This is a genomic window from Streptomyces sp. LN549 (genome assembly GCF_043203805.1).
Taxonomy (GTDB): domain Bacteria; phylum Actinomycetota; class Actinomycetes; order Streptomycetales; family Streptomycetaceae; genus Streptomyces.
In genome coordinates this window covers 3,819,300-3,838,539 of sequence record NZ_JAZHRI010000002.1, presented here as the reverse complement: position 1 = coordinate 3,838,539, position 19,240 = coordinate 3,819,300, and the positions used below count along the sequence as shown (strand labels likewise).

At 69.8% G+C, this 19,240-nt stretch carries 19 protein-coding genes; 11 read left to right on the top strand and 8 right to left on the bottom strand.

The features are described 5' to 3' along the window. Positions 1 to 3 precede the first annotated feature (3 nt). Positions 4 to 1,791: a cytochrome c biogenesis protein ResB gene (locus tag SH922_RS17230; protein WP_393058842.1), complete on the top strand. Its 1,788-nt coding sequence runs from the start codon at positions 4 to 6 to the stop codon at positions 1,789 to 1,791. Further along, complete coding sequence (ccsB, locus tag SH922_RS17225) at positions 1,788 to 2,870, top strand: c-type cytochrome biogenesis protein CcsB (RefSeq protein WP_393058841.1); 1,083 nt, start codon at positions 1,788 to 1,790, stop codon at positions 2,868 to 2,870. Before SH922_RS17230 ends, ccsB begins: the two co-directional genes overlap by 4 nt. 67 nt (positions 2,871 to 2,937) lie before the next feature. Here ccsB and SH922_RS17220 read toward each other — a convergent pair whose 3' ends face one another. From SH922_RS17220 to SH922_RS17205, 4 genes are all read right to left on the bottom strand, one after another. Beyond that, a complete protein-coding gene (locus tag SH922_RS17220) occupies positions 2,938 to 4,506 on the bottom strand; it encodes an ABC transporter substrate-binding protein (protein WP_393058840.1) in 1,569 nt (522 codons plus the stop codon). After that, on the bottom strand, positions 4,499 to 6,619 hold the full coding sequence (locus SH922_RS17215; RefSeq protein ID WP_393058839.1) for a hypothetical protein: 2,121 nt from the start codon (positions 6,617 to 6,619) through the stop codon (positions 4,499 to 4,501). Before SH922_RS17215 ends, SH922_RS17220 begins: the two co-directional genes overlap by 8 nt. A 127-nt stretch (positions 6,620 to 6,746) precedes the next feature. Further along, positions 6,747 to 7,202 carry a nucleoside deaminase gene (locus SH922_RS17210; protein ID WP_393058838.1) on the bottom strand — a complete coding sequence of 152 codons (456 nt, stop codon included), beginning with the start codon at positions 7,200 to 7,202 and terminating at the stop codon, positions 6,747 to 6,749. After that, the gene (locus tag SH922_RS17205; RefSeq protein WP_393058837.1) at positions 7,199 to 8,506 is read right to left on the bottom strand and encodes an aldehyde dehydrogenase family protein; all 1,308 of its coding nucleotides are present in this window, start codon (positions 8,504 to 8,506) and stop codon (positions 7,199 to 7,201) included. The genes SH922_RS17210 and SH922_RS17205 overlap by 4 nt, the downstream gene beginning before the upstream one ends. 152 nt (positions 8,507 to 8,658) lie before the next feature. Here SH922_RS17205 and SH922_RS17200 point away from each other — a divergent pair, with 152 nt between their 5' ends. Further along, the gene (locus SH922_RS17200) at positions 8,659 to 9,123 is read left to right on the top strand and encodes a MarR family winged helix-turn-helix transcriptional regulator (protein WP_393058836.1); all 465 of its coding nucleotides are present in this window, start codon (positions 8,659 to 8,661) and stop codon (positions 9,121 to 9,123) included. 36 nt (positions 9,124 to 9,159) lie between these two features. On the opposite strand, the gene SH922_RS17195 is transcribed toward SH922_RS17200, so the two are convergent. Further along, positions 9,160 to 9,558: a PLD nuclease N-terminal domain-containing protein gene (locus tag SH922_RS17195; protein WP_327710497.1), complete on the bottom strand. Its 399-nt coding sequence runs from the start codon at positions 9,556 to 9,558 to the stop codon at positions 9,160 to 9,162. A gap of 88 nt (positions 9,559 to 9,646) precedes the next feature. On the opposite strand from SH922_RS17195, the gene SH922_RS17190 reads away from it, so the two are divergent. From SH922_RS17190 to SH922_RS17180, 3 genes are all read left to right on the top strand, one after another. Further along, a complete protein-coding gene (locus SH922_RS17190; RefSeq protein WP_393058835.1) occupies positions 9,647 to 11,104 on the top strand; it encodes a menaquinone biosynthesis decarboxylase in 1,458 nt (485 codons plus the stop codon). Beyond that, a complete protein-coding gene (mqnP, locus tag SH922_RS17185; RefSeq protein WP_393058834.1) occupies positions 11,101 to 12,018 on the top strand; it encodes a menaquinone biosynthesis prenyltransferase MqnP in 918 nt (305 codons plus the stop codon). The genes SH922_RS17190 and mqnP overlap by 4 nt, the downstream gene beginning before the upstream one ends. 82 nt (positions 12,019 to 12,100) lie before the next feature. After that, positions 12,101 to 12,766 (top strand): UbiX family flavin prenyltransferase, encoded by a 666-nt coding sequence (locus SH922_RS17180; protein ID WP_393063594.1) that lies wholly within the window; start codon positions 12,101 to 12,103, stop codon positions 12,764 to 12,766. 11 nt (positions 12,767 to 12,777) lie between these two features. Here the strand turns inward: SH922_RS17180 and SH922_RS17175 are convergent, their stop codons facing one another. Then, positions 12,778 to 12,912, bottom strand: a complete 135-nt coding sequence (locus SH922_RS17175; protein ID WP_393058833.1) for a hypothetical protein — start codon at positions 12,910 to 12,912, stop codon at positions 12,778 to 12,780. Between the two features lie 132 nt (positions 12,913 to 13,044). On the opposite strand from SH922_RS17175, the gene SH922_RS17170 reads away from it, so the two are divergent. The 5 genes from SH922_RS17170 (at position 13,045) to SH922_RS17150 (ending at position 17,530) form a co-directional block, all read left to right on the top strand. Then, entirely contained in the window at positions 13,045 to 13,500 is a 456-nt protein-coding gene (locus SH922_RS17170; protein ID WP_311311891.1) for an Lrp/AsnC family transcriptional regulator, read from the top strand. A gap of 49 nt (positions 13,501 to 13,549) precedes the next feature. Beyond that, complete coding sequence (gene mqnE, locus SH922_RS17165) at positions 13,550 to 14,713, top strand: aminofutalosine synthase MqnE (RefSeq protein WP_362553880.1); 1,164 nt, start codon at positions 13,550 to 13,552, stop codon at positions 14,711 to 14,713. 122 nt (positions 14,714 to 14,835) lie between these two features. After that, on the top strand, positions 14,836 to 15,360 hold the full coding sequence (locus tag SH922_RS17160; protein ID WP_393058832.1) for a GNAT family N-acetyltransferase: 525 nt from the start codon (positions 14,836 to 14,838) through the stop codon (positions 15,358 to 15,360). A 157-nt stretch (positions 15,361 to 15,517) separates the two neighbouring features. Next, positions 15,518 to 15,772 (top strand): DUF4229 domain-containing protein, encoded by a 255-nt coding sequence (locus SH922_RS17155; RefSeq protein WP_393063593.1) that lies wholly within the window; start codon positions 15,518 to 15,520, stop codon positions 15,770 to 15,772. Between the two features lie 411 nt (positions 15,773 to 16,183). Further along, a complete protein-coding gene (locus SH922_RS17150) occupies positions 16,184 to 17,530 on the top strand; it encodes a dicarboxylate/amino acid:cation symporter (protein ID WP_393058831.1) in 1,347 nt (448 codons plus the stop codon). A 79-nt stretch (positions 17,531 to 17,609) separates the two neighbouring features. On the opposite strand, the gene SH922_RS17145 is transcribed toward SH922_RS17150, so the two are convergent. Both SH922_RS17145 and SH922_RS17140 read right to left on the bottom strand, forming a co-directional pair. After that, positions 17,610 to 17,843, bottom strand: a complete 234-nt coding sequence (locus SH922_RS17145) for a hypothetical protein (RefSeq protein ID WP_393058830.1) — start codon at positions 17,841 to 17,843, stop codon at positions 17,610 to 17,612. Then, entirely contained in the window at positions 17,843 to 18,997 is a 1,155-nt protein-coding gene (locus SH922_RS17140) for a glycosyltransferase (RefSeq protein ID WP_393058829.1), read from the bottom strand. Before SH922_RS17140 ends, SH922_RS17145 begins: the two co-directional genes overlap by 1 nt. Between the last annotated feature and the right edge of the window lie 243 nt (positions 18,998 to 19,240).

Here is a 19,240-nt window from a genome sequence, read left to right as displayed (position 1 = left end):
CGAATGAGCAACACCAAGTCCAACCCGTCCCCGGAGCGCGAGCGTCCCGACGAGCGGGAGGTACGCGCCGAGCAGGACCGGGAGACCGCCCGTGAGCTCGGCGCCGCCGGCTCCCAGCTCTCCACCGCCCCGCGGGAAGAGGCGCTGGCCGGTCTGCCCGCCATGGGGATCATCGGCTGGACGCGCTGGTTCTGGCGCCAGCTCACCTCCATGCGCGTCGCCCTCATCCTGCTCTTCCTGTTGTCGCTCGGCGCCATCCCCGGCTCGCTGATCCCGCAGAACAGCGTCGACGAGCTCAAGGTGCAGACCTTCAAGGACCTCCACACCACCGTCACGCCGATCTACGAGAAGCTCCAGTTCTTCGACGTCTACAGCTCGGTGTGGTTCTCCGCGATCTACATCCTGCTGTTCGTCTCCCTCATCGGCTGCATCGTGCCGCGCACCGGCACGTTCATCGGCCAGCTGCGCAGCCGCCCGCCGGGCGCCCCCAAGCGCCTGACCCGGCTGCCCGCGTACACGACCTGGCGCACCGAGGCCGAGCCGGAGCAGGTCCACGAGGCAGCGCTCAACATGATGCGCAAGCGCCGCTACCGGGCCCATGTCGACGGGAACGCGGTCGCCGCCGAGAAGGGCTATCTGCGCGAGGCCGGGAACCTGATGTTCCACATCGCGCTGATCGTGATGCTGGTGGCCTTCGCCACGGGTCAGCTCTTCAAGTCGGAGGGCGCCAAGCTGGTCGTCGAGGGCGACGGGTTCTCCAACACCATCACGCAGTACGACGACTTCAAGTCCGGCTCGCTCTTCGACAACGACTCGCTGACCCCGTTCAGCTTCACCCTCGACAACTTCATCGGTACGTACGAGCGCAGCGGCCCGCAGATCGGCACACCCCGCACCTACGAGGCGCACGTCACGTACTCCGAGGGCGCGTACGGCAAGTCGAAGAAGACCGTCATCAAGGTCAACGAGCCCCTCGTCGTCGACGGCACGAAGGTCTATCTCAACGCCCACGGCTACGCGCCCGTCGTCTCCGTCAAGGACGGCAGGGGCAAGGAGGTCTACAAGGCCGCCGTGCCGCTGCTGCCCATCGACAACAACGTCACCTCGTCCGGTGCGATCAAGGTGATGGACGGTTACCGAGACAAGAGCGGCAAGAAGGACCAGCTGGGCTTCCAGGCCTTCTTCGTGCCGACCTTCGCCGGCAACGGCAAGGGCACGATGTTCTCGCAGTTCCCCGCCGCCGACATGCCGGTTCTGGCGCTCAACGGCTTCCACGGCTCGCTCGGTGTCGACTCCGGACTGGCGCAGAACGTGTACCAGCTCGACAAGTCGAAGATGAAGGAGTTCAAGGACCCCGAGGGCAAGCAGCTCAAGCAGCGGCTGCTCGTCGGCGAGACGATGAAGCTGCCCGACGGTGCCGGCTCGATCACCTTCGAGGGCCTCCAGGAGTGGGCCAGCTTCCAGATCTCCGAGCAGCCCGCCAGCGGCTGGGCGCTCACCGGGGCCATCGGCGCGATCGCCGGACTCGCCGGCTCGCTGTTCATCCAGCGGCGCCGGGTCTGGATCCGTGCCGTACGCGGCGCCGACGGCGTCACCGTCGTCGAAATGGCGGGGCTCGGCCGCAGCGAGTCCGCGAAGCTTCCCGAGGAGCTGGCCGATCTCGCGGTCACGCTCAACGCCGTGGCGCCCACCGCGCCCGGCCCAGACACCGACCCCGACCCCGATCCGGACCCCGGCACCCCCGTCGTCGCCGCGTCCTCCGCAGAACCTTCCGAAGGGGCTGAGAAGTGAATCTCGCCGCCGCAACCAACGAGAACCTGGCACACACCAGCAATGTGCTGATCTACTCGTCGATGGCCGTCTACACCCTGGCCTTCTTCGCGCACATCGCGGAGTGGGTGTTCGGGTCCCGCAGCAAGGTCGGCCGCACCGCCGCCGAGCTGACCGCCGAACAGGCCGCCGCCGGCACGGTGAAGGTCCAGGTCGCCCAGAAGGGCGGCACCACCGCCGTACTGGAGCGGCCGAAGATCATCACCCGCTCCGCCGCCGGATCGCGCGATGTGCCGGACGGGCCCGGTGCCGCGGGCGGCACCTTCAAGGGCGACCTCTACGGGCGGATCGCGGTCTCGATGACCGTGCTCGCGTTCCTCGTCCAGGCGGGCGGGGTCGTCGCCCGCGCCCTGTCCGTGCAGCGTGCCCCCTGGGGCAACATGTACGAGTTCTCCATCACCTTCTCCACGGTGGCGGTCGGCGCGTACCTGACCCTGCTCGCACTGAAGAAGAACGTCCGCTGGATGGGCCTGATCCTGGTCACCGCCGTCCTGCTGGACCTCGGCCTCGCGACCACGGTCCTCTACACCTCCAGCGACCAGCTGGTGCCCGCACTGCACTCGTACTGGCTGTGGATCCACGTCTCCACCGCCATCATCTGCGGCGCCGTGTTCTTCATCGGCGGCATCGGCACCCTCATCTACCTCTTCCGCGACAGCTACGAGAACAAGATCGCGAACGGGGGCGAGCCGGGCACGTTCGCCCACTCCGTGCTGTCCCGGATGCCGTCCGCGTCGAGCCTCGACAAGTTCTCGTACCGGATCAACGCCGCCGTCTTCCCGCTGTGGACGTTCACGATCATCGCGGGCGCGATCTGGGCCGGCGACGCCTGGGGCCGCTACTGGGGCTGGGACCCCAAGGAGGTCTGGTCCTTCATCACCTGGGTCGCGTACGCCTGCTACCTGCACGCCCGCGCGACTGCCGGATGGAAGGGCCGCAAGGCCGCCTACCTGGCACTGATCGCCTTCGGCTGCTGGATCTTCAACTACTACGGCGTCAACATCTTCGTCACCGGCAAGCACTCCTACGCCGGCGTCTGAGCCGCACGGACACCACGGCTGCCCGTCCCCGCTCCGGCGGGGGCGGGCAGCCGTTCGCGTATCCCGGTCAGGGCGCCGACGACGGTGGCAGACACTGCTCCTTCGGCGGCGTCCCCTCCGGCCAGGCCAACGCCGAGAACCGCTGATGCGGCGGGTCCGGTGCCAGCTCCACCACCGGCACGGCCTTGTTGTACGGGTTGCCGTGGTTGTCCAGGCAGATCCAGCCGCTGGCCCCCCGCACCCGCAGGGACCCCTTCACCCGGGGCCACTGGCCGCCCACGTCCTCCAGGCCCGGCAGCTCCTTCCCGTCGGCGGTCGCCCGCCGGATCCCCGCCACCGCCAGCGTCATCGCGTCATGGGCGATGATCAGCTGCCCGTCGGTCAGGTCGTCGTGCGCGGTCGGCCCGACCGGGCCGACCGGCTTCTTCCCCACCTCGGCCAGCAGATCGGTGAACGCCCGGTAGTCCTCCGCCGAACCGCCCGTCGGCTGCTTCTTCCCCGCCGTCACCGCGGGCCAGGCGTCCGGATGTGCCAGCGAGGCGTAGCGGACCGTCACCTTGCGCCGCAGCGCGTTCCGGTCGAGCTTCTTGTCGTCACCCAGGTAGGAGCCCTCGTCACCGGTGAGCACCGTGAAGCGGCGGCTCTGACAGCCGCGCGCGCCCAGCGCGTTGACGAACTGGCGCAGCTGGACGTGGCGCCCGGCGAAGAACACCGTGTCGGCGTCCGTGTCACAGATGAGATGGGTGATCTGCTCGAAGGTGTTGGCGGTGGTCCCCTCGTCGTACGGATCCTTCCGCGAGGTGAACAGCTCCGGCTCGTACTTCGACCCCTTCAGCAGCGTGCGGAACGCCGACTTCAGGGTGTCCGTGTAGTGGTCGCCGCTGCGGGTGTCCTGCACCAGCAGCGCCTTGTCCGCCTTCACCTCACCGAACGAGGCGAGGGCGCGGGCCTCGTCCCGGTTGGTCGGCGACACCCGGGCGAGGCCGGGGAACGGGTCGCCGGCCGGGCCGTTGGCGATGTCGTCGGCGGTGATGGTGGAGCCCACGACCGGAATCCCGGCCCCGGTCAGCTCCTTCACCGCCTCCTTGGCCTGCGTACTGCTGATCGCGACGCCGGACACCGCGCGCAGCCGGTCCGGAGCTCCTGTCATCGTCAGCAGCCTGTCCACGACCGGGCGCCACTGCAGGCTGTTGTTGCCGATGTTCGCGAGCACCACCCGGATCTGCGGGACCTGTCCGTTCGCGTGGTGGTTGGCCCGGTACTGCGCGGCGAACGCGCCCTGGAGCTCATGCAGGACCTTCGTCCGCATGGACGCGTCGGTCGAGGTCAGCGGGAGCAGCAGCGCCACCGTCGCGTACGGGGCGTCCTTCTTGAGTGAGCGGTTCTCCCGGCCGATCGCCGCGGCGGCCGACGTCAGCTGCGACTGCCCGAAGTCGTAGCCCTCCCCGGACACGCCGACGCACTCGTCGCTGCCCTGCGGCCTCTCCACCCCCGTCGCGCAGGAGCGGTCCTCGGGCGCGGTGAGGCGGTCCACCACGTACCCGCCGGCCGTGACCAGCAGGGCGGCCACCACCACCGACGTGACGATCTTCTGCCGGGTGGTCCACCACAGGCGGTACCGCAGCGGATTACGCATCCGGACCACCGTCCCCCCGGCCGTGCGATCCGGCCCGGGCCGGCGCGGGCGCGCCAGGCGGCATGGACAGCGCCCGCCAGTCCCGCAGGTCGCGCGGCCAGTGCGTCGCCGCGTCCCAGAGCACCGCGTGCCCCGTCGCGTGCCTGCCGGACAACTGCCGCAGCTCGTGCGCCATCTTGTCGATCACCTCTTCGTCGGGCAGGGCCAGCGGATCGGAGAGCAGCCAGAGGGCGTGGAGCAACCGCCGCAGCTGCAACTGGAGTTCGGAGGCCCGCTCGTCGAGCCCGGCGAGCGCCGCCCGTTCGTCGTCCGAAGCGGCCTCCCGCCCCAGCGCGACGGCCCGCCGCGGATCGGGGCCGGAGCTGCCCGGCGGGCGCGGGAAGGGAGCCGAGGCGATGAACCGCAGTGCGTCGAGCCAGCTCAGCACGTCGGGCCGGGCGAACTGCACCCGCAGATGCGTCACACAGTCCTCCGTCCCGCCCAGAACCAGCTCCTGGTGCAGCCGGTGCGGTTCGCTCGGGAACCTGCCCCCGGCGGCGTACGCCGAACGCAGCGTCTCGTGCACCGCGCGCCACACCGCGTAGTACGGCGGGTCGTCGTCCTGGAACCGCAGCCGGTGCAGCAGCAGCGACCGCAGCAGCGGATCGGCGACGAAGTGCTCCGGCCCCACCGGCCAGTCCTCCGACCGCAGCGCGTCCCGCACCCGCAGGGCCACATCGCCGTCCAGCGACTCCCCGCGCAGCCGCGTCGTGGCCAGCAGCCGCGCCGAGTCCTCGCCGTGCGCGGCGGCCAGCACGCTCAGCACGTCCGGACGCTGCCCGGGAAGCAGCCGCTCCAGCAGCTCGTCGGCCACCCGTGCCGGCGGCCGGTCCTCCCGCAGCTCCACCGTGCTGTCCAGCAGCGCCCCGGGCACCAGGGCGCCCGGGTCCGACGACTCACCCGCCGCCTGCGCCAGCAGGGCCACCCCGAGCGGCCGGCCGCCCGTCAGCCGGTGGACCCCGCGCGCCAGCCCGGCGGCGGTGCGGCCGTGCGGATCGTGCCGGTCGAGCGCGGAGCGCACATGGGCCGCGTCCAGGGGGGTGAGGCCGACTGCCAGGATGCCGGAGGTGATCTCCGTGCCCCGCGTCCAGTGCGAGGCGTGTGCCACCTCGGGCAGCCGCCGGCGCACCGCATGGCTCAGCCCCGCGTGGTCATGGATGCGGGAGGACGCGAACACCGCGATCTGGTCCCGCACCCCGCTCGCGCGCTGCCGCAGCAGCGGTTCGACCAGCTGCCGGCCCAGCGCCGTGTGCGCGTTGTCGAGGAGCAGTACCGGGCGGCACCGCCGGGCACCGCGCGCCATCCCGCGGTAGGCCCGCACCAGGTCGGCGACCAGGGCCAGCACCAGATGGTCCTCGGCGCGGCGGCGCAGGTCGCCGCCGCGCTCGAAGTCGACCGCCAACTGCCTCAGTCCGATGCGTCCGTTGCCGCCCGCGTGCGGATACGTTCCGTACCAGTCCGCCGCCCGCCGCTGGAACCGGCTGAACGTCTCCTCCAGCACCGTCTCCACGGTCGCCTCGGCCACCATGCCCGCCATGGGCGCCACCGAGTCGAACGCCCCGGCCGCCAGCTTGGTCAGCACCTTGGTGACCCAGCCCGTCGCGGCGTCGCCCCGGGTGTCGAGCGTCGCCAGCACCGGGCCGAGCGACTGCAGATCGCGCTGGGCCCGCGACTCGTCCTCCCGCCGCCAGGACACCGAGGCCACCGCGACCAGCCCCAGACTGAGGCGGGGGAACTGCACCGGACGGGCCGCGTGCACCCGTGCCGTGAGCTGTGTGGCCAGCTCCGGCAGCACCCCGGTCACCGGTGTCCAGCCGGGGCCCGGGTCCGCGGGCGGCAGCACGGCCTCGCAGTCCACCAGGGCGAGCGGGGTGATCTCCCGGTACAGGTTGCGCAGTTGCTTGAGCACGGCCGTCTTGCCCATGCCGCGGCCGCCCGTCAGCACCACGACCGGAAGGTCCTCGGCGTGCTCGCAGGCGACCCGCCGCGCACCGTGTGGAGTGAGACCGGTCAGGCGCGCCGCAAGTCCGTCGTCTCCGAAAAGTGCCTCGCGCCCGTACAGATCTCTCTCCACAGCACCCCCAGTGCCGACGCCCGCCCCGAGCTGTCACTCCGTCAATACCAGGATATCGGCCGGGTGTTGGAGGAGGGTGAAGATTTTCGAACGATCGGCGCGGGGGTGCGGCGCGGGGTAAGGGGGCTCAGCCGTCGCCGATGTCCTCGTTCCACAGTGCCGGGTGCTCCCGTACGAAACCGTGCATGAGCTCCACGCACGCCGCGTCGCCCAGCAGCACGACCTCCACCCCGTGCCGGGCCAGCCAGTCGTGCCCGCCGTGGAAGGTCTCGGCCTCGCCGATCACCACCCGCGAGATCCCGAACTGCCGTACCAGGCCGGAGCAGTACCAGCACGGGGACAGCGTCGTCACCATCGTCGTGCCCCGGTACGAGCGCTGCCGCCCGGCGGCCCGGAAGGCGGCCGTCTCCGCGTGCATCGACGGATCGCCGTCCTGGACCCGGCGGTTGCGGCCGCGGCCGAGCAGCGTGCCGTCCGCGCCGTACAGCGCCGCCCCGATCGGAATGCCGCCCTCGGCGAGGCCGGCCCGCGCCTCGTCGAGGGCGGTCGCCAGCCACGCCGCGTCCCGGCCGGGCGTGCTCATGCGGGCATCGGGGTGTCCAGGACCGCCTTGCGGTGGCTGAACGTCTCCAGTGAGTACCGGCCGTGGTAACTCCCCATCCCGCTCTCGCCGACCCCGCCGAACGGCAGGTCCGACACAGTGAGATGGGCCAGCGGCAGCCCGATGCCGACCGCGCCCGACGACGTCTCGCCGATCAGCCGTTCACGTACGGCGTCCGAATCGGTGAACGCGTACAGCGCCAGCGGCTTGTCGCGGTCGTTGATGAACGCGATCGCCTCGTCCAGACCGCCGACCGTCACGATCGGGAGCACCGGGCCGAAGATCTCCTCCCGCATCACGGGCGCGTCCGGCGCCACGTCGACCAGCACGGTCGGGGCGATGTACTTGCTGTCCCGGTCGTACGTCCCTCCCGTCACCGTGCGACCCGAGTCCAGCAGACCCGTCAGCCGGTCGAAGTGGCGGTGGTTCACGATCCGCCCGTACTCCGGGTGCGTCGAGGCGTCCGCCCCGAACAGCCCCTCGACCGCGGCGGCGAGCGCGTCCGCGAGGGCGGCGCCGGTCTCCGGGTCGGTCAGCACGTAGTCGGGGGCGACGCAGGTCTGGCCCGCGTTGAGGAACTTGCCGGCCGCCAGGCGGCCCGCGACGGCCTTCAGGTCCGTGTCCCGGTCCACGAACACCGGTGACTTGCCGCCCAGTTCGAGCGTCACGGGAGTGAGGTGCTTCGCCGCGGCGGCCATCACGATCCGGCCCACCGTGCCGTTGCCGGTGTAGAAGATGTGGTCGAAGCGCTCCGCGAGCAGTGCGGTGGTCTCGGGGACCGCCCCCTCCACGACGGCGACCGCGTCCGTGTCCAGGTAGCGCGGCAGCAGCCGTGCGACGGCGGCGGACGTCGCGGGCGCCATCTCGCTCGGCTTGACCACCACCGCGTTGCCCCCGGCCAGCGCGCCGACGACCGGGGCGAGCAGCAGCTGCGCCGGGTAGTTCCAGGGCGCGATGACCAGGACGACGCCGAGCGGGTCCTGCACGGTGTGCGCCTTCGCCCCGCCCAGCGAGGCCGGTACGGGGGCGGGCTCGGGCCGCAGCCAGTCGGCCAGGTGCTCCAGCGTGTGGTCGATCTCGCGGATCGTGAAGTCGATCTCGGTGCGGTACGCCTCCTTGCGGCTCTTGCCGAGGTCGGCGTTGAGCGCGTCGGCGAGCTCGTCACCGCGCTCGGTGAGCAGCGCGCGCAGCTGCCGGAGCTGTCCCGTGCGCCAGTCGAGGCTCTTGGTGCGCCCGGTGCGGAAGGTGGCGCGGAGGTGGGCGACTGTCTCGGGAACGGAGGGCATGGGGGTACTCCCTGCGGTGAGCGGAATGCGGCTGAACGGCCGGCGAGGCCGGCATGGAACTTGATATGCTCAAGCAATACAGTTCATGTAACTGCCAAAAGTTGAGCATGTCAAATAAATGCTGCCGGATGCCGATCGAAGAATGGCCGACCATGACCACCGAACCGACGCCCCGCGCCGCCACTGCTCCGGACGATCGACCCGTGCCGACCCCGGATGACCTCCTGGAGCCGCTGGCCCTCGTCGTCCGCGGCCACCACGACGACCTCACCGCCGTCGCCGCCCGTCATGGTCTGTCGACCTCGCAGGCCCGTGCGCTGATCGCGCTCAACGAGCCCATGCCGATGAGCGCACTCGCCACCCACCTGGTCTGCGACGCGTCCAACGCCACCGGTCTCGTCGGCCGCATGGAGACCCGCGGCCTGGTCCTCCGGACCCCGGCCCCCGACGACCGCCGCTCCAAGGTCGCGAGCCGCACCCCCGAAGGTACGGAGCTCGCCCACACCATCCGCGCAGAGATGCGCGCCGTGCACCGCGCACTCGAAGCGCTCACCCCGCAGGAGCGCACAGCACTGCTGCCCCTGCTCGACAAGTTGGGGCAGCAGTTGTACGCGTGATCAGGTCCCGGGCCGGGAAGCGGGCGGGAGCGACGGTCAGGAAGCGGGCGGGGTCGACCCCTCCGGCCCGCTCTCGCGCCGCTTGAGCTCGTCCTCGCGGCGGCGCAGGTCCGCCTCCCAGTCCTTGAGGACGGCCTCGTCCTTCTCGTTCTCGTCCTTGAGTGACTTCAGGAAGTCGGGATTGTCGTCCGGCGCCACCCACTGCTGACGGTGGTTGCGGTGCCATTCGGACGGCGTACGGCCTCCGGCGGGCACCTCTCGCATCTTGCCCGCGGCCAGCCACACGATCGGACCGACGATCCAGAACAGCAGGATGATGAAGACCCAGGCGATCTTCGGCAGGTGCTTGGCCTCGTCCTCCGGGGTGTTCAGGCAGTCGATGAACGCGTAGATCGTCAGCGCCAGCGGCAGGAGATAGATCAGGGCCCGGAACATGGTGAAAGGTCCCCCCGAGGAGAGTTGGCGGGGCAATGTCCCGCCCCGGTGACGGGCCCAGGGTAGCGGGTGGCCGATACTGGAGCGCATGGCTTACGACGATCTTCGATCCCTCCTCCGGGCTCTGGAGCGCGAGGGCGAGCTCAAGCGCATCAAGGCCGAGGTCGACCCCTATCTGGAGGTCGGCGAGATCGTCGACCGGGTGAACAAGGCCGGCGGGCCGGCGCTGCTCTTCGAGAACGTCAGGGGCTCCTCGATGCCGCTGGCCATGAACGTCTTCGGCACCGACAAGCGCCTCCTCAAGGCCCTCGGGCTGAAGTCCTACGCCGACATCAGCGACAAGATCGGCGGACTCCTCAAGCCCGAACTGCCGCACGGCTTCGTCGGTGTCCGGGAGGCCTTCGGCAAGCTCGGCACGATGGTGCACGTACCGCCGAAGAAGGTGAAGTCCGAGAACGCCCCCGTCCAGGAGGTCGTCCTCACCGGCGACGACGTGGACCTGGACCAGCTGCCCGCGCTGTTCACCTGGCCCAAGGACGGCGGCTCCTTCTTCAACCTGGGGCTCACGCACACCAAGCACCCGGAGACCGGCGTCCGGAACCTGGGGCTCTACCGCCTCCAGCGCCACGACCGCCGCACCATCGGGATGCACTGGCAGATCCACAAGGACAGCCGCAACCACTACCAGGTCGCCGCCAAGCGCGGTGAGCGGCTGCCTGTCGCCATCGCCTTCGGGGCGCCGCCCGCGGTCACGTACGCCTCCACCGCGCCGCTGCCCGGGGACATCGACGAGTACCTCTTCGCCGGGTTCATCCAGGGCAAGCGCATCGAGATGGTCGACTGCAAGACCGTGCCGCTCCAGGTCCCCGCCAACGCCGAGGTCGTCATCGAGGGATGGCTGGAGCCCGGGGAGATGCTTCCCGAGGGGCCGTTCGGCGACCACACCGGCTTCTACACGCCGCAGGAACCGTTCCCCGCGCTGACCATCGACTGCGTGACGATGCGGAAGCGGCCGCTGCTCCAGTCCATCGTGGTCGGCCGGCCGCCGACCGAGGACGGTCCGCTGGGGCGGGCCACCGAGCGGTTCTTCCTGCCGCTGCTCAAGATCATCGTGCCGGACATCGTGGACTACCACCTGCCCGAGTCGGGCGGTTTCCACAACTGCGCGATCGTCTCGATCGACAAGAAGTACCCGAAGCACGCCCAGAAGGTGATGAGCGCGATCTGGGGCGCGCACATGATGTCGCTGACGAAGCTGATCGTCGTCGTGGACTCCGACTGCGACGTCCACGATCTGCACGAGGTGTCGTGGCGGGCGCTCGGCAACACCGACTACGCGCGTGACCTCACCGTCGCCGAAGGGCCCGTCGACCACCTCGACCACGCCTCCTACCAGCAGTTCTGGGGCGGCAAGGCGGGCATCGACGCGACGAAGAAGTGGCCCGAGGAGGGCTACACCCGGGACGGGGGCTGGCCGGACATGGTCGAGTCCGACCCGGACACGGCGGCGAAGGTCGACCGCCGGTGGAAGGAATACGGACTGTGAGCGCCGCCGAAGCGACCCTGGGCTCCGAGCCCGCGCAACCGAACAGCAAGGTCAAGGCCTTCCTGCGGCTCGTGATGATCGAGCACTCGGTCTTCGCGCTGCCCTTCGCGTACATCGCCGCCCTGACCGCGATGTTCGTCGACGACGCGTCGATCCACTGGGTCACGCTGCTGCTCGTCACCGTGGCCATGGTCGGGCTGCGGACCTTCGCGATGGCCGCGAACCGGATCATCGACCGCGAGATCGACGCCCGTAATCCACGGACCGCCGGCCGCGAACTGGTGACCGGTGCGGTGTCGGTGAAGTCGGCGTGGACGGGCGCGCTCGTCGCCGTCGTCGTGTTCCTCGGGGCGGCGGCCCTGCTGAACCCGCTCTGTCTGGCGCTGGCGCCGATCGCCGTGGTCCCGATGGTCGTCTACCCGTACGGCAAGCGGTTCACGAACTACCCGCACGCGATCCTGGGCATCGCCCAGGCCATGGGGCCCGTCGGTGCCTGGCTGGCGGTGACGGGCAGCTGGTCGTGGGACGCGGTGATCCTGGGGCTGGCGGTCGGTGTCTGGATCGGTGGCTTCGACCTGATCTTCGCCTGCCAGGACGTGCAGGCCGACCGCGCCCACGGGGTGCTGTCCGTCCCGGCGCGCTTCGGCGTCCCGGCGGCGCTGTGGGGCGCGCGGGTCTGCCACGTGGTGACGACGGGCCTGCTGGTCTGGTTCGGTCTGGCCACGGAGGCCGGGCTCTTCTACTGGATCGGCATGGTGATCGTCGCCGTGGCCTTCGTGTACGAGCACCGGGTGGTGCGGCCGCACGATCTGTCGCGGCTGAACCGGGCGTTCTTCCAGGTCAACGGGTTCATCGGGATCGCGCTGTTCGCGTGCGCGCTGCTGGATCTGCTGGTGCGGGGGCTGACGGTGTAGTACCCGTTGCGGGCTCGAACTCCTGACGCTCCGGTGGAGCGGGGTGCCGGATAGGCTCGGGGGTGTGGATTCCGGGACTTCAGTGAGTCAGCAGCAGCGAAAGCCTTGGATTGTCGGGGTTTCGGGCGCTTCGGGCACCCCATTCGCCGCTGCCGTGCTGCGCGGTCTGCTGGCCGCGGGGGAGAGCGTCGATCTGGTGGTGAGCCGGGCCTCGCGGCTGACGCTGCTGGACGAGACGGGGATCGCGTTCCGTGACGCGCACTGGCAGGAGGACCTGTCCGGCTGGCTGGCGCGGGGTGCGGACGGGAAGCCGCACACCTTCGATGTGGACGTGTCCGGTGTACGGCACTGGGCGGCCGGCGATCTGGCCGCGGGGCCGTCCTCGGGGTCGTACCCGGCGAAGGGGATGCTGATCGTGCCCGCGTCGACGGCGTGCGTGGCCGGGGTGGCGCTCGGGCTCTCGAAGGATCTGCTGCAGCGGGCCGCGAGCGTGACGCTCAAGGAGCGGCGGAAGCTGGTCGTCGCCGTGCGCGAGACGCCGCTGAACGGTCAGACGCTGAAGCACATGGTGACCCTGGACGAGGCGGGCGCGGTCGTGCTGCCCGCCTCTCCGGCGTTCTACGCGGGGGCGACGCACATCCAGGATCTGGTGGATTTCGTCGCGGGGCGGGTGCTCGACGCGGCAGGGGTGCCGCACCGGCTGTACCGCCGCTGGGAGGGAGAGCTCGGTGGCGGCTCTCGCGGCTGATCCGGGTGGGGTCAGCGCTTCTTGGGGTTGCGCGGCTTGCGGGTCTTGTCGACCCGGTGGGCCGCGGCGGGCTGGTGGGCACGCGAGCGGTTGGCCAGGTCCTGCAGCTCGCGCATCCGGGCGTAGGCCATCTCGATCGTGTACACGGTGTATCCACTCCTGAAGATTCGAATGCGTTTTTTGGAAGTTCGGAAAGATTTGCAGGCTGCGAAGCCTGCATGCCTTAGATTCTACACATAGACTCGCGATACTGCTGAACAATGGAAGGTTTCAGTCACATGGACGCGGTGGACAGGCAGCTCATTCAGGCCCTCAGGGAGAACGGCAGGGCCTCGTACGCCGAGCTGGGGCGGCTCGTGGGGCTCTCCGGGCCCAGCGTCACCGACCGCATCAACCGGCTGGAAACCGCCGGTGTCATCACCGGCTACCGCGCCACCGTCGACGCGGCCTCGCTCGGCCTCGGGGTCACGGCGCTGATCGGCATCTCGCTCTCGGACGCCGCCGACCACGAGGACGTGGCGCGCCGGCTGAAGGACCTGGCCGAGATCGAGGACGCCTGGTTCATCGCGGGCGACGACTCCTACATGCTCAAGGTCCGGGTCGGTGACGTGGACGGCCTGGAGAAGACCATTCGCCGGCTCAGCGGTACCAAGGGTGTCTCGCGGACGCGTACGACGATCGTGCTCTCCACCAAGTGGGAGAACCGGGTCGGGGACCTTCCCGAAGAGGGCTAGGCGTACGGTGAGCTGAGTCTGTTACGGAGAGAAAATGGGAGGCGCCCTAGTGGACGCGGGACTCAAGCGCGAGCTGGAGCAGAAGGTCCGGGACGGTGAGCGGCTGACCCGCGAGGACGGGATCGCGCTCTACGAGTCCGACGACCTGGCCTGGCTCGGCGGTCTGGCCCATGAGGTGCGTACGCGGAAGAACGGCGACGTCGTCCACTTCAACGTCAACCGCCACCTCAACATGACCAACGTGTGCACCGCCTCGTGCGCGTACTGCTCCTTCCAGCGCAAGCCGGGGGAGAAGGACGCGTACACGATGCGCATCGAGGAGGCCGTCCGTCTCGCGAAGGCGATGGAGGGCGAGAGCCTCACCGAGCTGCACATCGTCAACGGGCTGCACCCCACCCTGCCGTGGCGCTACTACCCGCGTTCGCTGAGCGCGCTCAAGGAAGCGCTGCCGGAGGTCTCCCTCAAGGCGTTCACCGCCACGGAGATCCACCACTTCGAGACCATCTCCGGGCTTTCCGCCTCCGAGATCCTCGACGAGCTCATCGAGGCCGGTCTGGAGTCGCTGACCGGTGGCGGTGCGGAGATCTTCGACTGGGAGGTCCGCCAGCACATCGTCGACCACGCCACCCACTGGGAGGACTGGTCGCGCATCCACCGGCTCGCGCACGAGAAGGGGCTCAAGACCCCGGCGACGATGCTGTACGGGCACATCGAGGAGCCCCGTCACCGCGTCGACCACGTGCTGCGGCTGAGGGAGCTCCAGGACGAGACCGGGGGCTTCCAGGTCTTCATCCCGCTGCGCTACCAGCACGACTTCGTGGACATGAAGGACGGCAAGGTCCGCAACAAGCTCCAGGCGCGGACGACGATGGCGACGGGCGCGGAGGCGCTGAAGACCTTCGCGGTCTCCCGGCTGCTGTTCGACAACGTTCCGCACGTCAAGGTCTTCTGGGTGATGCACGGCGTGCAGACCGCCCAGCTGGCGCTCCAGCACGGCGCGGACGACATGGACGGCTCGGTCGTCGAGTACAAGATCACGCACGACGCGGACAACTACGGCACGCCGAACAAGCTCGGCCGTGAGGATCTGCTGGACCTGATCCGTGACGCGGGCTTCCGGCCCGTGGAGCGCAACACCCGGTACGAGATCATCCGCGAGTACCCGGGCCCGGACGCGGAGCGGCGCGAGTCGCCGCAGCCGATGCGGGTCTGACCCGGCGCGCGCCCCGTCGCGCGCAGCACTGTACGAAAGCTCCGGCCGCCGTCCCCGGCCGGAGCTTTCTCGCGTTCCGGACCGTGGTTGAGCCGATGGATCGTAAGGGTTAATCTGCGCCCATGGCGCTTACGTTTGAGCTGGATCCCAAGTTCGACCGGTCCGTTCGGGACGGTATAGCCGCGCTCTGGGCCGATGTGTCCAACGCGGGCGGCGCGGTGGGCTTCGTGCCGCCCGTGACGGACCAGGACGTCCGGCCCGAGCTGGTCAAGCACCTGGTCGCGATGGCCGAGGGCCGGACCCGGCTGCTTGTCGGCTACGACGAGGACGGCGTCATAGCCGCCACGGCCTTCCTCGCCCACAACACGCACCGGCTGATGTCGCACTGGCTCTGGATCTACACCGTGATGGTCCACCCCCGTCACCAGGGCCGCGGCTACGGGCGGGACCTGATGGCCGCGGCCGCCGAGGCCGCCCGCACCATCGACGGCATCGAGGCCATCCGGCTCACCTGCCGCGGCGGCACCGGCGCCGACCGTTTCTACGGCGCCTGCGGATACAAGGAGGTCGGACGGGTGCCGGGAGCGATCCGGGTGACCGAGGGCGACGACCGCGACGACGTCATCATGCTGCTGTCGCTCGGCTGAACACGCCCCGCCGGCCGGCCGGGCGGGCGTGGGGTGCAGGCCCTCCGAACTGATCGATTGTGGGGCATGCTTCACTGGTCGGGCAGGACTGTCGTACGTAGAGAGAAGGCCAGCTGTGTCCGCTGCCAAGCCGAGCGCAACGATCCGGTACACCGCGATGCGTCTCAGCATCTTCGTCGGCTGCCTCGTCGTCGCCGCCGTCGCCGTCAACTTCGGGCTCATCCCCTCCGGCGCCGGAGGATCCAACATCGTCTGGGTCGTCCTGCTCGCGCTGGTGCTCTCCGCGCCGCTCAGCTACGTACTTCTGCGCAAGCAGCGCGACGAGATGTCCGAGCAGATCGTGTCCTCGGTCGACCGCGCCAAGGCCCGCCTCGAATCGAACCGCACGCGCGAGGACGGCGTCACCCAGTAGTGATTCCGTGAGGGTGGAGTAGGGAACTTGTAAGCTTCCTCACACCCGCTGCCTTTCTTTTCGAAACCCCAGCACTGGAGCAACCGCTCCTGTACTGGGGTTTTCGCGTTCCCGGGGGCCGGGAGGCGGGCGGTGGCCCACGCTCTGGGCCCAAAGAAGACCTTTGAGGTTCTCAAAGTTCAAGTGTTAACGTGTTCGACATGAAGACAGCTGTGCGCCTCCTACCTGCCGCGAGCATCCCGCTCGTGGAGCGCCTTCATGTCGATCTCTGCCGCTGTATGTCCGCGGTCTGTTGCCGCAACGTCTGATACCGGCATCATGCAGCGGCGCCGCCCCTGACGCGGGCGCCGCACCCCCGTCCCCCGCACACCGTCCCTGTGCGTCCCGATGCGTCACATCTGGAGTGTGTCCGTGTCCGCGAACCCCGCGTCCGCCACCACCGATGAGCCCTCCGGCTCCGGTTTCCGCATACCCAAGGTCCCGTTCTGGGCCCAGATCGTCGCCGGTCTCGTCCTCGGCGTGCTGCTCGGCTGGCTCACCCGCAGCTATGACATCGAGTGGCTCTACACCACGCTCGACAAGGTCGGCCACATCTTCGTCCAGCTGCTGAAGCTGGCCGTCGCGCCCCTCGTCTTCTTCGCGATCCTGGTGTCGATCACCAACCTGCGCAAGGTCAACAACGCCGCCCGGCTGGCCGGCCGCACCGTCCTCTGGTTCATGATCACCTCGCTGATCGCGGTCGCCATCGGCCTCGCGATCGGCCTGATCACCAACCCGGGCTCCGGCACCGGCCTCACCCCGAAGGACGGCAAGCTCCCGGAGCACGCCGGCTCCTGGCTCGACTTCCTGACCGGCATCATCCCGGACAACGTGATCACGCCGTTCACCGAGCTGAACGTCCTCCAGATCGTCTTCATGGCCGCCGTCGCCGGTATCGCCGCGCTCCAGCTCGGCGAGAAGGCCAAGCCGATCCTCACCCTCAGCGAGTCGGTCCTGGAGCTCCTCCAGAAGGCCCTGTGGTGGGTCATCCGCCTCGCCCCGCTCGGCACCGTCGGCCTCATCGGCTACGCGATCGCCGACTACGGCTGGGACCTGATCGGCAAGTACGCGACGTTCACCGCCGACGTCTACATCGGCTGCGCCCTGGTGATGTTCGGCGTCTACCCGCTGCTGCTCGCCACCGTCGCCAAGGTCAGCCCCCTCCAGTTCTTCAAGGGCGCCTGGCCCGCGATCCAGCTGGCCTTCGTCTCCCGCTCCTCCGTCGGCACGATGCCGGTCACCCAGAAGGTCACCGAGCGCCTCGGGGTGCCGAAGGAGTACGCCTCCTTCGCGGTCCCGTTCGGTGCGACGACCAAGATGGACGGCTGCGCCGCGATCTACCCGGCGCTCGCCGCGATCTTCATCGCGCAGATCTTCGACGTCCAGCTGGGTGTCGGTGACTACATCCTCATCGCGTTCGTCTCGGTGATCGGCTCTGCGGCCACCGCCGGTCTGACCGGTGCCACGGTCATGCTGACCCTCACCCTGTCGACGCTGGGCCTCCCGCTGGAGGGTGTCGGTCTGCTGATGGCCATCGACCCGATCCTGGACATGATGCGGACGGCGACGAACGTGGCCGGCCAGGCGCTTGTCCCGGTGATCGTCTCGGCCCGCGAGAAGATCCTCGACCACGACGCGTACAACGCGGCCTCGGCCTCCCCGGTCGACGACGAGGTGCCCGCGAGCGCCGAGCCGGAGCGGGTGGCGGTCGCCGCCTGACCCCTACCCGGCACAGCCCGTCGTACGTGTGGGCCCCTTCTCCGACCCGGAGGAGGGGCCCACACGCGTGTCCGGCGGGTCAGGGCGCGGTGCCCGCCGCGAGGAAGAACGGGAGCGCCACATGGAGCCGGCCGGTGCGGGTGCGCGGGTCGGCGGCCCAGGCCTCGATCCGGTCGCCGTCGGGGGCGGGAGCGTGTGCCGCGGCGGCTGCCAGTCCGGTCAGCATCGGCAGTATCACGGCATCGGTGCCTCGTTGGAGCTCGTCGAGTGCGCCCTGGGCTGCCGGCACGAGGACGTCGCGCAGTGCCCGCACTACCGCGCCGCGGTGGCGTCCGGGAGCTGAGCGGCGCTCAGGGCCGGAGGCGTGGAGGCCGGTGGTGCGGGGGCCGGTGGTGTGACGCGTGAGGCCAGTCGTTTCACGGCGAACTCCCGGTTGGCCCGCGTCCGGTCCCGGTACCTGGCCGGCAGGTCCGGCATCGACAACAGGCGGTCGCAGGCCCGGAGCGATCCTTCGTCGTCACCGACCCAGTAGGCGGCGATGGAGAACTCGAAGAGCAGTCCCCAGCGGTACACCCACGGCTGGATGAACAGCAGATCGTCCGGCGGTTCCTGGTCGAGAACCGGGCTCAGGAATGCGTGTGCGCTGTGGTGGCGGCCCTGGGCGCGCAGCCGCGAGGCGAGTTCGTAGCAGGCTTCCAGCCGCTGCGGGCGCGATTCCCAGGCCTGGGTGAGCGTGTCCAGGGCGGCCGGCCAGTCGCCGGCCTCGGCCTTGAGGATGCCGGCCTGCAGGAGCGAGTAGTAGACCTCTTCGCCCCAGCCGCCCATCTGCGCGCGCCGCTCGTAGAGGGCGGTCGCCTTGCCGGTCCGGCCCAGGTCACGCATGGTCTGCGCCAGATAGAAGACCGTGCGGGTGTTGCGGGGGTCGCGTTGAAGTTCGCGGCCGAGCAGCCGGGCGTCCCGTACGAACTTGTCGTGCCGTGAGCCGCCGTCGTGGTAGTCCTCGATGACCAGTGCGTCGAGGTTCTCCTGGCCGGAGTGCAGGTCGGAGGTGAGGTACTCGTGGGTGACACCCTCGTACCGCCAGGGGATGTCGCCGCGGACGAGGCGCTTGCTCCGGAACTCGGTCTCGCCCTCGTGCCGGAGCATGTAGGCGTCGGCGGTCAGGGGCGGTAGCGGGCCGGCACCGCGGACCACCAGGTCGGCGTCGATGAGCAGCAGATAGTCGGCCTTCGCCCGGGCGCGGCCGATGTTCCGTGTCCGGTTGTGGCCGAAGTCCACCCAGGGCTCCTCGTGGAGTTCGCCCGGGATGCCGTCGAGTGCGGTGCGGATCAACTGCTGGGTTCCGTCGCTCGATCCGGTGTCGGTGATGACCCAGGTATCGATCAGGTCCCGGACCGAGGCGAGGCAGCGCTCGATGACGGCCGCCTCGTTCTTGACGATCATGCACAGGCAGATGGACGGCGTCACGGCAACCCCGATCTCGGGTGGCGGTTTGGTCGCGGACGACTGTATGCATCGGGCCCATGGGGGCAGGCGCGGCGCGCCGGTCCCGTTTTCGACCGCGGCGGTGTACGCGGCCATCGGAGTTCCACCGATAGGCCATCGCGGCAATCACGCCGTCCGGCGGTCAAGGCGGGGGTTCCGCGTCCCGAAGGACCCCGTGGAAGCACAACCGGCTTCGGAACGGAAGCATGACACCGTGTGCTGCGC